This is a genomic window from Pseudomonas paraeruginosa PA7 (genome assembly GCF_000017205.1).
GTDB lineage: Bacteria > Pseudomonadota > Gammaproteobacteria > Pseudomonadales > Pseudomonadaceae > Pseudomonas > Pseudomonas paraeruginosa.
On sequence record NC_009656.1, the window covers coordinates 810,001 to 824,293 of the forward strand.

At 59.6% G+C, this 14,293-nt stretch carries 11 protein-coding genes, 4 tRNA genes and 2 rRNA genes (1 of these 17 cut by a window edge); all 17 read left to right on the forward strand.

Going from position 1 to position 14,293, the window contains the following annotated elements; all coding sequences use genetic code 11:
- Positions 1-1,981 (forward strand): 23S ribosomal RNA (locus PSPA7_RS03880) (it extends 910 nt beyond the left edge of the window).
- 143 nt (positions 1,982-2,124) lie between these two features.
- Positions 2,125-2,240 (forward strand): 5S ribosomal RNA (gene rrf, locus PSPA7_RS03885).
- A 161-nt stretch (positions 2,241-2,401) separates the two neighbouring features.
- Entirely contained in the window at positions 2,402-3,346 is a 945-nt protein-coding gene (gene birA, locus PSPA7_RS03890; RefSeq protein ID WP_003157426.1) for a bifunctional biotin--[acetyl-CoA-carboxylase] ligase/biotin operon repressor BirA, read from the forward strand.
- Positions 3,336-4,085, forward strand: a complete 750-nt coding sequence (locus PSPA7_RS03895; RefSeq protein WP_012074225.1) for a pantothenate kinase — start codon at positions 3,336-3,338, stop codon at positions 4,083-4,085. Before birA ends, PSPA7_RS03895 begins: the two co-directional genes overlap by 11 nt.
- Before the next feature lie 7 nt (positions 4,086-4,092).
- Entirely contained in the window at positions 4,093-4,797 is a 705-nt protein-coding gene (locus tag PSPA7_RS03900) for an SPOR domain-containing protein (RefSeq protein WP_003157424.1), read from the forward strand.
- Positions 4,798-4,944: 147 nt separating this feature from the next.
- A tRNA-Tyr gene (locus PSPA7_RS03905) sits at positions 4,945-5,029 on the forward strand.
- Between the two features lie 26 nt (positions 5,030-5,055).
- Positions 5,056-5,129: transfer RNA gene (locus PSPA7_RS03910), tRNA-Gly, on the forward strand.
- A 19-nt stretch (positions 5,130-5,148) separates the two neighbouring features.
- Positions 5,149-5,224 (forward strand) — tRNA-Thr (locus tag PSPA7_RS03915).
- An 84-nt stretch (positions 5,225-5,308) separates the two neighbouring features.
- A complete protein-coding gene (gene tuf / locus PSPA7_RS03920; RefSeq protein ID WP_003115146.1) occupies positions 5,309-6,502 on the forward strand; it encodes an elongation factor Tu in 1,194 nt (397 codons plus the stop codon).
- Positions 6,503-6,557: 55 nt separating this feature from the next.
- Positions 6,558-6,633, forward strand: a tRNA-Trp gene (locus tag PSPA7_RS03925).
- A 45-nt stretch (positions 6,634-6,678) separates the two neighbouring features.
- Positions 6,679-7,047 (forward strand): preprotein translocase subunit SecE, encoded by a 369-nt coding sequence (gene secE / locus PSPA7_RS03930; RefSeq protein ID WP_003108030.1) that lies wholly within the window; start codon positions 6,679-6,681, stop codon positions 7,045-7,047.
- A 9-nt stretch (positions 7,048-7,056) separates the two neighbouring features.
- A complete protein-coding gene (gene nusG, locus PSPA7_RS03935; RefSeq protein ID WP_003108028.1) occupies positions 7,057-7,590 on the forward strand; it encodes a transcription termination/antitermination protein NusG in 534 nt (177 codons plus the stop codon).
- A gap of 116 nt (positions 7,591-7,706) precedes the next feature.
- Positions 7,707-8,138, forward strand: coding sequence for a 50S ribosomal protein L11 (rplK, locus tag PSPA7_RS03940; protein ID WP_003093751.1), 432 nt, complete (start codon positions 7,707-7,709; stop codon positions 8,136-8,138).
- Positions 8,138-8,833 carry a 50S ribosomal protein L1 gene (gene rplA / locus PSPA7_RS03945; RefSeq protein ID WP_003093749.1) on the forward strand — a complete coding sequence of 232 codons (696 nt, stop codon included), beginning with the start codon at positions 8,138-8,140 and terminating at the stop codon, positions 8,831-8,833. Before rplK ends, rplA begins: the two co-directional genes overlap by 1 nt.
- Before the next feature lie 198 nt (positions 8,834-9,031).
- Positions 9,032-9,532, forward strand: coding sequence for a 50S ribosomal protein L10 (gene rplJ / locus PSPA7_RS03950; RefSeq protein WP_003093748.1), 501 nt, complete (start codon positions 9,032-9,034; stop codon positions 9,530-9,532).
- Between the two features lie 78 nt (positions 9,533-9,610).
- Positions 9,611-9,979, forward strand: a complete 369-nt coding sequence (gene rplL, locus PSPA7_RS03955; RefSeq protein WP_003093747.1) for a 50S ribosomal protein L7/L12 — start codon at positions 9,611-9,613, stop codon at positions 9,977-9,979.
- A 221-nt stretch (positions 9,980-10,200) separates the two neighbouring features.
- A complete protein-coding gene (gene rpoB / locus PSPA7_RS03960; protein ID WP_012074226.1) occupies positions 10,201-14,274 on the forward strand; it encodes a DNA-directed RNA polymerase subunit beta in 4,074 nt (1,357 codons plus the stop codon).
- The last annotated feature ends 19 nt before the right edge of the window (positions 14,275-14,293 follow it).

Genomic DNA, 14,293 nt, shown 5'->3' on the forward strand with positions numbered 1-14,293 from the left:
CCAGAAGTGCCGAGCATGGGAGACACACGGCGGGTGCTAACGTCCGTCGTGAAAAGGGAAACAACCCAGACCGCCAGCTAAGGTCCCAAAGTTGTGGTTAAGTGGTAAACGATGTGGGAAGGCTTAGACAGCTAGGAGGTTGGCTTAGAAGCAGCCATCCTTTAAAGAAAGCGTAATAGCTCACTAGTCGAGTCGGCCTGCGCGGAAGATGTAACGGGGCTCAAACCACACACCGAAGCTGCGGGTGTCACGTAAGTGACGCGGTAGAGGAGCGTTCTGTAAGCCTGTGAAGGTGAGTTGAGAAGCTTGCTGGAGGTATCAGAAGTGCGAATGCTGACATGAGTAACGACAATGGGTGTGAAAAACACCCACGCCGAAAGACCAAGGGTTCCTGCGCAACGTTAATCGACGCAGGGTTAGTCGGTTCCTAAGGCGAGGCTGAAAAGCGTAGTCGATGGGAAACAGGTTAATATTCCTGTACTTCTGGTTACTGCGATGGAGGGACGGAGAAGGCTAGGCCAGCTTGGCGTTGGTTGTCCAAGTTTAAGGTGGTAGGCTGAAATCTTAGGTAAATCCGGGGTTTCAAGGCCGAGAGCTGATGACGAGTCGTCTTTTAGATGACGAAGTGGTTGATGCCATGCTTCCAAGAAAAGCTTCTAAGCTTCAGGTAACCAGGAACCGTACCCCAAACCGACACAGGTGGTCGGGTAGAGAATACCAAGGCGCTTGAGAGAACTCGGGTGAAGGAACTAGGCAAAATGGCACCGTAACTTCGGGAGAAGGTGCGCCGGCTAGGGTGAAGGATTTACTCCGTAAGCTCTGGCTGGTCGAAGATACCAGGCCGCTGCGACTGTTTATTAAAAACACAGCACTCTGCAAACACGAAAGTGGACGTATAGGGTGTGACGCCTGCCCGGTGCCGGAAGGTTAATTGATGGGGTTAGCGCAAGCGAAGCTCTTGATCGAAGCCCCGGTAAACGGCGGCCGTAACTATAACGGTCCTAAGGTAGCGAAATTCCTTGTCGGGTAAGTTCCGACCTGCACGAATGGCGTAACGATGGCGGCGCTGTCTCCACCCGAGACTCAGTGAAATTGAAATCGCTGTGAAGATGCAGTGTATCCGCGGCTAGACGGAAAGACCCCGTGAACCTTTACTGTAGCTTTGCACTGGACTTTGAGCCTGCTTGTGTAGGATAGGTGGGAGGCTTTGAAGCGTGGACGCCAGTTCGCGTGGAGCCATCCTTGAAATACCACCCTGGCATGCTTGAGGTTCTAACTCTGGTCCGTGATCCGGATCGAGGACAGTGTATGGTGGGCAGTTTGACTGGGGCGGTCTCCTCCTAAAGAGTAACGGAGGAGTACGAAGGTGCGCTCAGACCGGTCGGAAATCGGTCGCAGAGTATAAAGGCAAAAGCGCGCTTGACTGCGAGACAGACACGTCGAGCAGGTACGAAAGTAGGTCTTAGTGATCCGGTGGTTCTGTATGGAAGGGCCATCGCTCAACGGATAAAAGGTACTCCGGGGATAACAGGCTGATACCGCCCAAGAGTTCATATCGACGGCGGTGTTTGGCACCTCGATGTCGGCTCATCACATCCTGGGGCTGAAGCCGGTCCCAAGGGTATGGCTGTTCGCCATTTAAAGTGGTACGCGAGCTGGGTTTAGAACGTCGTGAGACAGTTCGGTCCCTATCTGCCGTGGACGTTTGAGATTTGAGAGGGGCTGCTCCTAGTACGAGAGGACCGGAGTGGACGAACCTCTGGTGTTCCGGTTGTCACGCCAGTGGCATTGCCGGGTAGCTATGTTCGGAAAAGATAACCGCTGAAAGCATCTAAGCGGGAAACTTGCCTCAAGATGAGATCTCACTGGGAACTTGATTCCCCTGAAGGGCCGTCGAAGACTACGACGTTGATAGGCTGGGTGTGTAAGCGTTGTGAGGCGTTGAGCTAACCAGTACTAATTGCCCGTGAGGCTTGACCATATAACACCCAAACAATCTGATGATTGTGTGTTGTAGGGTGAAGTCGACGAACCGAAAGTTCGCATGAACCGCAAACACCTTGAAATCACATACCTGAATCCGGATAGACGTAAGCACAAGCAAACGGATATCCAACCGAATTGCTTGACGATCATAGAGCGTTGGAACCACCTGATCCCTTCCCGAACTCAGAAGTGAAACGACGCATCGCCGATGGTAGTGTGGGGTCTCCCCATGTGAGAGTAGGTCATCGTCAAGCTCCTATCCCAAAACCCCTGGCCAGCAATGGCCGGGGGTTTTGCTTTGGCGCGCGGAAAAGTCTGCCAGAATCCGTCCAAATGGCCGCGTTATAACAGGGCTTTTCGTAGGCAAAGCGCAAGTGCCTCTATATGATGCGTGCCTGGCTAGTGTGGGGCGTCTATGCAGACCTTGCTGAAAATACTTCAAGACGGGCGATTTCACTCCGGAGAGGAGCTGGGGGCCGTGCTGGGCATCAGCCGTAGCGCGGTCTGGAAACGCCTGCAGCATCTGGAGGCCGAACATGGCCTGCAGTTCCACAAGGTGCGTGGACGGGGCTACCGCCTGGCGAGCCCCATCAGCCTCCTGGATCCGCAACGAATCGAGGGGTTCTGGCCCGTCGAGATTCTTTCCGCCATCGACTCGACCAACAGCGAGGCCATGCGCAGGCTGGCGGCAGGTGCTTCGACGCCTTTCGTCCTCGTCGCCGAGCAGCAGACGGCCGGACGAGGGCGGCGTGGCCGCGTCTGGATCAGTCCCTATGGAGAGAACCTCTATTATTCTCTGGCCGTTACCGTCAGGGGTGGGGCCCGGGAGCTCGAAGGGCTGAGCCTGGTCGTCGGCCTGGCGGTGCTCAAGGTGCTGGATCTGCTGCAGGTCTCCAAGGCAGGTTTGAAGTGGCCGAACGACCTCCTGCAGGATGGTCGGAAAATCGCCGGAATACTGCTGGAACTCAGTGGGGATCCGGCGGACCTGTGCCAGGTCGTCATCGGCATCGGCATCAACGTCAATATGAAGGTTGCCACCGATATCGACCAGCCATGGACATCCTTGCGCGAGGCGCTGGGTGGGTTGGTGGATCGTTCGCACCTGCTTTCCGTGCTCAATCAGCAACTGGCGTGGTACCTGGACAGGCATTCGCGTGAGGGCTTCGCGGCGAGTCGCGAGGAATGGGAGGCGCGCAATCTCTGGCAAGGTGCCCTCGTCAGCCTGTCGACTTCCTCGACGTCCATCGAGGGTCGGGTGTTGGGCGTCGACGCTCGAGGTGCGTTGCGCCTCGAGGTGGGAGGAGTGGAGCAGAGCTTCAGTGGGGGAGAGCTAAGTTTGAGGTTGCGCAATGATTCTTGAGCTCGACTGTGGAAACTCGCTGATCAAGTGGCGGGTCATCGATGGGGGCGGCGGACGCTCGGTCGCGGGTGGGTTGGCGGACTCCGACGAAGCCCTCGTCGAACAGCTTTCCCTGCGCCGGGGCCTGCCGGTTCGTGCCTGTCGTCTGGTGAGCGTGCGCAGCGAGCAGGAAACCTCCCAGCTGATCGCTCGGCTGGAGCGGCTGTTTCCGGTTTCCGTCCTCGTTGCCGCGCCGGGACGGCAACTGGCCGGTGTGCGCAATGGTTATCTCGACTACCAGCGCCTGGGACTGGATCGCTGGCTCGCCCTGGTCGCCGGCCATCACCTGGCGCAGAAGGCCTGCCTGGTCATCGACCTGGGCACGGCGGTGACCTCCGACCTGGTCGCGGCGAATGGCACCCACCTGGGCGGCTATATATGCCCGGGCATGTCGCTGATGAGAAGCCAGCTACGTACCCATACGCGGCGGATTCGCTACGACGATACCGAGGCCCGCCGGGCGATGGGTAGCCTCCATCCCGGGCAGGCAACTGCCGAGGCGGTGGAGCGTGGCTGTCTGCTCATGCTCAGGGGGTTCGTTCGCGAGCAATACGCCATGGCCTGCGAGTTGCTAGGCGCGGACTGTGAAATCTTCCTGACGGGAGGCGATGCCGAGTTGGTTCGCGACGAGTTGGCTCGGGCCCGGATCATCCCCGACCTGGTGTTCGTGGGGCTGGCTCTTGCCTGTCCGATAGAATGAGGGATCTATGCGCTGGTTTTTCCTGTTTCTCCTGGCCCTGAACGTTTTCTATTACGTATGGCATCAACAGCAGTCTCCGCTTCGGGCCAAGGAAATCGCCCCGCTGGGGCTCTATAAGGACGGGCAGAAGAACATTCTGCTCCTGGCCGAAAGCGACCTTGCCGGCAAGGCGCACACGGAGCGGACGCAGGTGCCGACGATGCCTCCCGCGCAAGCTGAAACACCGGCTGGCTCCGAGTCAGCCTGCCTGTATCTGGGAGGCGGCGGGGCGGAGGCGGACGCTCGGCGACTCCAGCAGCGCCTGTTGGGGTTGGATATCGAGGCTGAGGTCGAGGCCCGCGGTGAAATGAGCGTCGATTATTGGGTCTATCTTCCTCCCCTGGCTTCGCGGGAGGCGGCTCTGCGGCAGTTGAAAGAACTCCAGGCGCGCAATATCGACAGCTATCTGATCGGTGAGGGCGCGCTGGCGAACGGCGTTTCCCTGGGAATGTTTTCCGCCCGGGACTCGGCCGAAAGCGCGCAGGCGCGGCTCAAGACAGCCGGCTACGAGGCGGAGCTGAAGGAGTTGCCGCGCGGGCAGCGCGATTTCTGGGTGCGGGTGGCGCCCGCCAGCCGCCGCCTGGTGGACGAGCAGTTGCTCCAGGAGCTGGCCCGGGACTTCAAGGGGCTGCAACATCAAATAATGTCGTGCAAAGGTGTTGCATCCCCCTGACGCATTGCATAGAATGGCGCCCGCTTCGCAGGGGGAAGGCTGAAAGACTCCGACTACGAAGTTGCTGTTGAAACCTAAGTTCAGGTTTTTTAAGAGAAAACTCTTGACAGCAAGGTGGCAGACGTAGAGAATGCCGCCCACCAGTTTGGAGGGATTCCCGAGTGGCCAAAGGGATCAGACTGTAAATCTGACGTCATAGACTTCGAAGGTTCGAATCCTTCTCCCTCCACCAGTTTAAAAGCGTGAGCTTCGGGCTCCGCGGGTATAGTTCAGTGGTAGAACCTCAGCCTTCCAAGCTGATGATGCGGGTTCGATTCCCGCTACCCGCTCCAGTCAAGTCGCTTGTGTTTTGCTCATGTAGCTCAGTTGGTAGAGCACACCCTTGGTAAGGGTGAGGTCAGCGGTTCAAATCCGCTCATGAGCTCCATTTATTCAAGGGCAGATATGAAAATATCTGCCCTTGTTCTAATGGTAGCGTGATCCGCTCAATTCCTTGAAGGGGATGGTCTCCATGGCTAAAGAAAAATTTGAACGGAACAAGCCGCACGTCAACGTCGGCACCATCGGTCACGTTGACCATGGCAAGACCACTCTGACCGCTGCACTGACCAAGGTCTGCTCCGACACCTGGGGTGGTTCCGCTCGTGCCTTCGATCAGATCGACAACGCGCCGGAAGAAAAGGCCCGCGGTATCACCATCAACACCTCGCACGTTGAGTACGATTCCGCTGTTCGTCACTACGCTCACGTTGACTGCCCCGGTCACGCCGACTACGTGAAGAACATGATCACCGGTGCTGCCCAGATGGACGGCGCGATCCTGGTTTGCTCGGCTGCCGACGGCCCCATGCCGCAGACTCGCGAGCACATCCTGCTGTCCCGCCAGGTAGGCGTTCCCTACATCGTCGTGTTCCTGAACAAGGCCGACATGGTTGACGACGCCGAGCTGCTGGAACTGGTCGAGATGGAAGTTCGCGACCTGCTGAACACCTACGACTTCCCGGGCGACGACACCCCGATCATCATCGGCTCCGCGCTGATGGCGCTGGAAGGCAAGGACGACAACGGTATCGGCGTAAGCGCCGTGCAGAAGCTGGTAGAGACCCTGGACTCCTACATTCCGGAGCCGGTTCGTGCCATCGACCAGCCGTTCCTGATGCCGATCGAAGACGTGTTCTCGATCTCCGGCCGCGGTACCGTGGTAACCGGTCGTGTGGAGCGCGGCATCATCAAGGTCCAGGAAGAAGTGGAAATCGTCGGCATCAAGGCGACCACCAAGACCACCTGCACCGGTGTCGAAATGTTCCGCAAGCTGCTCGACGAAGGTCGTGCTGGCGAGAACGTCGGTATCCTGCTGCGCGGCACCAAGCGTGAAGACGTAGAGCGTGGCCAGGTTCTGGCCAAGCCGGGCACCATCAAGCCGCACACCAAGTTCGAGTGCGAAGTGTACGTGCTGTCCAAGGAAGAAGGTGGTCGTCACACCCCGTTCTTCAAGGGCTACCGTCCGCAGTTCTACTTCCGTACCACTGACGTGACCGGTAACTGCGAACTGCCGGAAGGCGTAGAGATGGTAATGCCGGGCGACAACATCAAGATGGTTGTCACCCTGATCGCTCCGATCGCCATGGAAGATGGCCTGCGCTTCGCGATCCGCGAAGGCGGCCGTACCGTTGGCGCCGGCGTGGTTGCCAAGATCATCGAATAATATCGGTTGATCTTCCCTCCTCAGGCCGGCATAATGGCCGGCCTGATTTTGCTTCAGGCCAGTAGCTCAATTGGCAGAGCGGCGGTCTCCAAAACCGCAGGTTGGGGGTTCGATTCCCTCCTGGCCTGCCAGATTTCAAAAGTAAATCTGGCTTTTCTTCACGAGATTCCTAACAGATGAATGCCAAGGCAGAAGCCAAAGAATCACGTTTTGATCTCTTGAAATGGCTCTTGGTTGCCGTTCTGGTTGTGGTTGCCGTCGTAGGTAACCAGTACTTTTCGGCTCAACCAATCCTGTATCGCGTTCTCGGTATTCTCGTTCTAGCGGTGATCGCTGCTTTCCTGGCGTTGCAAACGGCCAAGGGGCAGGCCTTCTTTAGTCTTGCTAAGGAAGCGCGCGTCGAGATTCGCAAGGTCGTATGGCCGAGTCGTCAAGAAACAACTCAGACCACGCTGATCGTGGTCGCGGTAGTGCTGGTGATGGCGCTGCTGCTGTGGGGGCTCGATTCCCTGCTGGGTTGGTTGGTTTCCATGATTGTAGGTTAAGGGTGCGCCGTGGCTAAGCGTTGGTACGTTGTGCATGCATACTCGGGTTACGAGAAGCATGTCATGCGCTCGCTGATCGAGCGTGTCAAGCTTGCTGGCATGGAAGAAGAGTTCGGCGAGATTCTGGTTCCCACCGAAGAAGTGGTGGAGATGCGGAACGGCCAGAAGCGCAAGAGTGAGCGCAAATTCTTCCCTGGCTATGTGCTGGTTCAGATGGAGATGAACGAAGGCACCTGGCACCTGGTGAAGGACACTCCGCGTGTCATGGGCTTCATCGGTGGAACCGCCGACAAGCCTGCTCCGATCACCGATCGGGAGGCCGATGCCATTCTGCGTCGCGTCGCCGATAGCGGTGACAAGCCCAAGCCGAAGACCCTGTTCGAGCCGGGCGAGACCGTTCGTGTCATCGATGGTCCGTTCGCCGACTTCAATGGTGTCGTCGAAGAAGTCAACTACGAGAAGAGCCGGATCCAAGTGGCCGTGCTCATCTTTGGCCGCTCTACTCCGGTAGAGCTGGAGTTCAGTCAGGTCGAAAAGGTCTAGCTGAAAACGCATCCCTCACCCCGCAGCCCAAGGCTGCGGGGTTTTGTCGTCACTGGGATAAACGCGAAAGCAACCGGGGAGCCTTCAGGCGCTTGTACCCGAATTTGGAGTAGCAAATGGCTAAGAAAATCCAGGCTTATATCAAGCTGCAAGTAAAGGCCGGCCAGGCCAACCCGTCGCCGCCGGTCGGCCCTGCCCTGGGTCAGCACGGCGTGAACATCATGGAGTTCTGCAAGGCGTTCAACGCCAAGACCCAAGGCCAAGAGCCGGGTCTGCCGACTCCTGTGATCATCACCGTTTACAGCGACCGTAGCTTCACCTTCGAAACCAAGAGCACCCCGGCTGCCGTCCTGCTGAAAAAAGCAGCTGGCATCACCAGCGGCTCCGCTCGTCCGAACTCCCAGAAGGTCGGCACCGTTACCCGTGCCCAGCTGGAAGAGATCGCCAAGACCAAGCAGGCTGACCTGACCGCTGCTGATCTGGACGCTGCTGTACGTACCATCGCTGGCTCCGCGCGCAGCATGGGCCTGAACGTGGAGGGTGTGTAATGGCTAAGCTGACCAAGCGCCAGAAGGCGATTGCCGAGAAAGTAGTTGCCGGCAAGCAGTACAGCTTCGAAGAGGCCGCCAAGCTGCTGGCCGAGCTGTCCACCATCAAGTTCAAGGAGTCCGTGGACGTTGCCGTCAACCTCGGCGTCGATCCGCGTAAATCCGACCAGGTCGTTCGTGGTGCCACCGTTCTGCCGAACGGCACCGGCAAGAGCGTCCGCGTTGCCGTCTTCACCCAGGGTCCGGCCGCTGAAGCCGCTCTGGCTGCCGGCGCCGACAAGGTGGGCATGGACGAACTGGCTGCCGAAATGAAAGGCGGCGACCTGAACTACGACGTCGTCATCGCCTCCCCGGACGCAATGCGTGTCGTTGGTCAGCTGGGCCAGATCCTCGGCCCGCGCGGTCTGATGCCGAACCCGAAAGTCGGTACCGTGACCCCGGACGTCGCCACCGCGGTGAAGAATGCCAAGGCTGGTCAGGTACGTTTCCGTACCGACAAGAACGGCATCATCCACAGCTCCGTTGGCAAGGTCGATTTCGAGCCGGCCAAGCTGCAGCAGAACGTCGAAGCTCTGCTGGCGGACCTGAAGCGCCTGAAGCCGTCCTCGTCGAAAGGCGTGTACGTCAAGCGCGTGACCCTGAGCACCACCATGGGTCCGGGCCTGCAGATCGACCTGGCTTCCCTGGAAGCCTAAGTGACATCGTGCAGCGGGTTCTGCCCGCTGCACAGGTATTGGGGTCCCTGCCTGGCGGGGGCTATCCAAGACCGTAGGTGGCGCGAGCCTTAAACCACAAGCCTACGCAGATGGTGCTCCCGATTCGGTTACCGAATCAGACACCAAAACGACGTCCGGCCCCGGCTGGACGAAACGGTAACATCCAGGAGTAAACCCGTGGCAATTAAACTCGAAGACAAGAAGGCCATCGTCGCTGAAGTCAACGAGGCTGCCAAAGCTGCCCTGTCCGCTGTCGTGGCCGATGCCCGTGGCGTGACCGTAGGCGCCATGACCGGACTCCGTAAAGAGGCCCGCGAAGCTGGTGTGTACGTGAAAGTCGTACGTAACACCCTGCTCAAGCGCGCCGTTGAAGGCACCCAGTTCGACGTGCTCAACGACGTGTTCAAAGGCCCGACCCTGATCGCTTTCTCCAACGAACATCCGGGCGCTGCCGCTCGTATCTTCCGTGAGTTCGCCAAGGGTCAGGACAAGTTCGAGATCAAGGCGGCTGCCTTCGAGGGTCAGTTCCTCGCAGCCAATCAGATCGACGTACTGGCAAGCCTGCCGACCTACGACGAAGCCGTATCGCAGCTGATGAGCGTGATTCAGGGCGCTACCAGCAAGCTGGCTCGTACTCTGGCGGCCATTCGCGACCAGAAAGAAGCTGCTGCCGCCTGAGTCGGCTCGCAACCTCTTTCAATCTTATTTGTTTAATACGATGGCCGCAGGCCGTCCCCCAATACAGGAATTAGAGTCATGGCTCTGACCAACGAAGACATCATCAACGCCGTATCCGAAATGTCCGTCATGCAAGTGGTCGAACTGATCAAGGCGATGGAAGAGAAGTTCGGCGTTACCGCTGCTGCCGCTACCGTTGCCGCTGCTGGCCCGGCTGCTGCCGCTGCCGAAGAGCAGACCGAGTTCACCATCGTCCTGGCCGAAGCTGGCGACAAGAAAGTGAACGTGATCAAGGTCGTTCGCGAACTGACCGGTCTGGGTCTGAAAGAAGCCAAGGCTGTCGTAGACGGCGCTCCGGGCGTGGTGAAGGAAGGCGCTTCGAAAGAAGAAGCCGAAGCTGCCAAGAAAGCCCTGGAAGAAGCAGGCGCCAAAGTCGAGCTCAAGTAAGCGACGACCTTGCGTCTACAGCCCGAGCGTCAAGCGAAAGGCTGATGGCTGGTGGCTTTTGCCACCGGCCTTTTTCCGTTCTGGGTGGACTCGCCTCGGGCGTTCCACCCAAGACGTGAAAGTGCCCCGAGTGGGCAATGCAGGCCAAGGGGTCTGCAAGATTTTCCGGCTGCTCCCGTCGGAGACGCCAAACAAGCAGGTGACCAAGCTGGGGAACGCTGATGGCTTACTCATACACTGAGAAAAAACGTATCCGCAAGGACTTTAGCAAGTTGCCGGACGTCATGGATGTGCCGTATTTGCTGGCCATCCAGCTGGATTCCTATCGCGAATTCCTGCAGGCTGGCGCAACCAAGGAGCAGTTCCGCGATATCGGTCTGCACGCGGCCTTCAAGTCCGTTTTCCCGATTATCAGCTATTCCGGCAATGCTGCCCTGGAATACGTCGGCTACCGTCTGGGTGAGCCGGCATTCGATGTCAAGGAGTGCGTGCTGCGCGGCGTGACCTTCGCCGTACCGCTGCGCGTGAAAGTCCGCCTGATCATCTTCGACCGCGAGTCGTCGAACAAGGCGATCAAGGACATCAAGGAACAAGAAGTCTACATGGGGGAAATCCCCCTGATGACCGAGAACGGTACCTTCATCATCAACGGTACCGAGCGCGTCATCGTCTCCCAGCTGCACCGTTCCCCGGGTGTGTTCTTCGACCACGACCGTGGCAAGACCCACAGCTCCGGCAAGCTGCTGTACTCCGCGCGGATCATTCCTTACCGCGGCTCCTGGCTGGACTTCGAGTTCGACCCGAAGGACTGCGTGTTCGTCCGTATCGACCGTCGCCGCAAGCTGCCGGCCTCGGTACTGCTGCGCGCGCTCGGTTACAGCACCGAAGAGATCCTCAACGCCTTCTACGCGACCAACGTCTTCCACATCAAGGGCGAGACCCTGAACCTGGAGCTGGTCCCGCAGCGCCTGCGCGGTGAAGTCGCGAGCATCGACATCAAGGACGGCAGCGGCAAGGTCATCGTGGAGCAGGGTCGCCGTATCACCGCCCGCCACATCAACCAGCTGGAAAAGGCTGGCGTGACCCAGCTGGAAGTGCCGTTCGACTACCTGATCGGCCGTACCATCGCCAAGGCGATCGTGCATCCGGCCACCGGCGAGATCATCGCCGAATGCAACACCGAGCTGACCCTCGACCTCCTGGCCAAGGTGGCCAAGGCTCAGGTCGTGCGCATCGAGACGCTGTACACCAATGACATCGACTGCGGTCCGTTCATCTCCGATACCCTGAAGATCGACAACACCAGCAATCAGCTGGAAGCCCTGGTCGAGATCTACCGGATGATGCGTCCGGGCGAGCCGCCGACCAAGGAAGCCGCCGAGACCCTGTTCGGCAACCTGTTCTTCAGCGCCGAGCGTTACGACCTGTCGGCCGTGGGCCGGATGAAGTTCAACCGTCGTATCGGTCGTACCGAGATCGAAGGTCCGGGCGTCCTGAGCAAGGAAGACATCATCGATGTGCTCAAGACCCTGGTCGACATCCGTAACGGCAAGGGCATCGTCGATGACATCGACCACCTGGGCAACCGCCGTGTCCGTTGCGTCGGCGAGATGGCCGAGAACCAGTTCCGCGTGGGCCTGGTGCGTGTCGAGCGCGCGGTCAAGGAACGCCTGTCGATGGCTGAAAGCGAAGGCCTGATGCCGCAGGACCTGATCAACGCCAAGCCGGTGGCTGCCGCGATCAAGGAGTTCTTCGGTTCGAGCCAGCTGTCGCAGTTCATGGACCAGAACAACCCGCTCTCCGAGATCACCCACAAGCGCCGCGTCTCCGCGCTCGGCCCGGGCGGTCTGACCCGAGAGCGTGCGGGCTTCGAGGTTCGTGACGTACACCCGACCCACTACGGTCGCGTGTGCCCGATCGAAACCCCTGAAGGTCCGAACATCGGTCTGATCAACTCCCTGGCGACCTACGCCCGCACCAACAAGTACGGCTTCCTCGAGAGCCCGTACCGCGTGGTCAAGGACAGCCTGGTAACCGACGAGATCGTGTTCCTGTCGGCGATCGAAGAAGCCGATCACGTCATCGCCCAGGCTTCGGCGACCCTCAACGAGAAGGGCCAACTGGTGGACGAGCTGGTGGCCGTGCGTCACCTGAACGAATTCACCGTGAAGGCGCCGGAAGACGTGACCCTGATGGACGTTTCGCCGAAGCAGGTCGTTTCCGTCGCTGCCTCGCTGATTCCGTTCCTCGAGCACGACGACGCCAACCGCGCACTCATGGGCTCGAACATGCAGCGTCAGGCCGTGCCGACCCTGCGTGCCGACAAGCCGCTGGTGGGCACCGGCATGGAGCGCAACGTGGCGCGCGACTCCGGCGTCTGCGTCGTGGCTCGCCGTGGCGGGGTGATCGACTCGGTCGATGCCAGCCGTGTCGTGGTTCGCGTGGCGGATGACGAGGTCGAGACCGGCGAAGCGGGTGTCGACATCTACAACCTGACCAAGTACACCCGTTCCAACCAGAACACTTGCATCAACCAGCGTCCGCTGGTGAGCAAGGGTGACGTGGTCGCGCGCGGCGACATCCTGGCCGACGGTCCGTCCACCGACATGGGCGAACTGGCCCTGGGCCAGAACATGCGCGTAGCGTTCATGCCCTGGAACGGCTTCAACTTCGAAGACTCCATCTGCCTGTCCGAGCGTGTGGTCCAGGAAGATCGCTTCACCACGATCCACATCCAGGAGCTGACCTGCGTCGCTCGCGACACCAAGCTCGGCCCAGAGGAAATCACCGCGGACATCCCGAACGTGGGCGAGGCTGCGCTGAACAAGCTGGACGAGGCCGGTATCGTCTACGTCGGCGCCGAAGTGCAGGCCGGCGACATCCTGGTCGGCAAGGTCACTCCGAAAGGCGAGACCCAGCTGACTCCTGAAGAGAAGCTGCTGCGCGCGATCTTCGGTGAGAAGGCGTCCGACGTGAAGGATACTTCCCTGCGTGTGCCGACCGGCACCAAGGGCACCGTGATCGACGTACAGGTCTTCACCCGCGATGGCGTCGAGCGCGATTCCCGCGCGCTGTCCATCGAGAAGATGCAGCTCGACCAGATCCGCAAGGACCTGAACGAAGAGTTCCGCATCGTCGAAGGCGCGACCTTCGAGCGTCTGCGTGCCGCCCTGGTCGGTGCCAAGGCCGAAGGCGGCCCGGCGCTGAAGAAGGGCACGGAGATCACCGACGACTACCTGGACGGCCTCGAGCGCGGCCAGTGGTTCAAGCTGCGCATGGCCGACGATGCCCTTAACGAGCAGCTGGAGAAGGCCCAGGCCTACATCAGCGATCGTCGTCAGCTCCTGGACGACAAGTTCGAGGACAAGAAGCGCAAGCTGCAGCAGGGCGACGACCTGGCTCCGGGCGTGCTGAAGATCGTCAAGGTCTACCTGGCGATCAAGCGTCGCATCCAGCCGGGCGACAAGATGGCCGGCCGTCACGGTAACAAGGGTGTGGTCTCGGTGATCATGCCGGTGGAAGACATGCCGCACGATGCCAACGGCACCCCGGTCGACATCGTCCTCAACCCGCTGGGCGTACCGTCGCGTATGAACGTCGGCCAGATCCTCGAAACCCACCTGGGCCTCGCGGCCAAGGGGCTGGGCGAGAAGATCAACCGCATGCTCGAAGAGCAGCGCAAGGTCGCCGAGCTGCGCAAGTTCCTGCACGAGATCTACAACGAGATCGGCGGTCGCGAGGAAAACCTCGACGAGCTGGGCGACAACGAGATCCTCGCGCTGGCCAAGAACCTGCGCGGTGGCGTACCGATGGCGACCCCGGTGTTCGATGGCGCCAAGGAACGCGAGATCAAGGCCATGCTGAAGCTGGCCGACCTGCCGGAAAGCGGCCAGATGCGTCTGTTCGACGGTCGTACCGGCAACCAGTTCGAGCGTCCGACCACCGTCGGCTACATGTACATGCTCAAGCTGAACCACCTGGTGGACGACAAGATGCACGCCCGTTCCACCGGCTCGTACAGCCTGGTTACCCAGCAGCCGCTGGGTGGTAAGGCACAGTTCGGTGGTCAGCGCTTCGGTGAGATGGAGGTGTGGGCGCTGGAAGCCTATGGCGCGGCGTACACCCTGCAAGAAATGCTGACGGTCAAGTCGGACGACGTGAACGGCCGGACCAAGATGTACAAGAACATCGTGGACGGCGATCACCGCATGGAGGCCGGCATGCCCGAGTCCTTCAACGTTCTGATCAAAGAGATTCGTTCGCTCGGCATCGACATCGAACTGGAAACCGAATAACACGTGACGCTAGACGGTG

Coding starts and splice junctions, on each gene's coding strand:
- PSPA7_RS03900 (WP_003157424.1), top strand. CDS start 4,093: ATGCGCTGGTTTTTCCTGTTTCTCCTGGCCCTGAACGTTTTCTATTAC.
- rpoB (WP_012074226.1), top strand. CDS start 10,201: ATGGCTTACTCATACACTGAGAAAAAACGTATCCGCAAGGACTTTAGC.
- rplL (WP_003093747.1), top strand. CDS start 9,611: ATGGCTCTGACCAACGAAGACATCATCAACGCCGTATCCGAAATGTCC.
- birA (WP_003157426.1), top strand. CDS start 2,402: ATGCAGACCTTGCTGAAAATACTTCAAGACGGGCGATTTCACTCCGGA.
- PSPA7_RS03895 (WP_012074225.1), top strand. CDS start 3,336: ATGATTCTTGAGCTCGACTGTGGAAACTCGCTGATCAAGTGGCGGGTC.
- rplA (WP_003093749.1), top strand. CDS start 8,138: ATGGCTAAGCTGACCAAGCGCCAGAAGGCGATTGCCGAGAAAGTAGTT.
- rplK (WP_003093751.1), top strand. CDS start 7,707: ATGGCTAAGAAAATCCAGGCTTATATCAAGCTGCAAGTAAAGGCCGGC.
- tuf (WP_003115146.1), top strand. CDS start 5,309: ATGGCTAAAGAAAAATTTGAACGGAACAAGCCGCACGTCAACGTCGGC.
- secE (WP_003108030.1), top strand. CDS start 6,679: ATGAATGCCAAGGCAGAAGCCAAAGAATCACGTTTTGATCTCTTGAAA.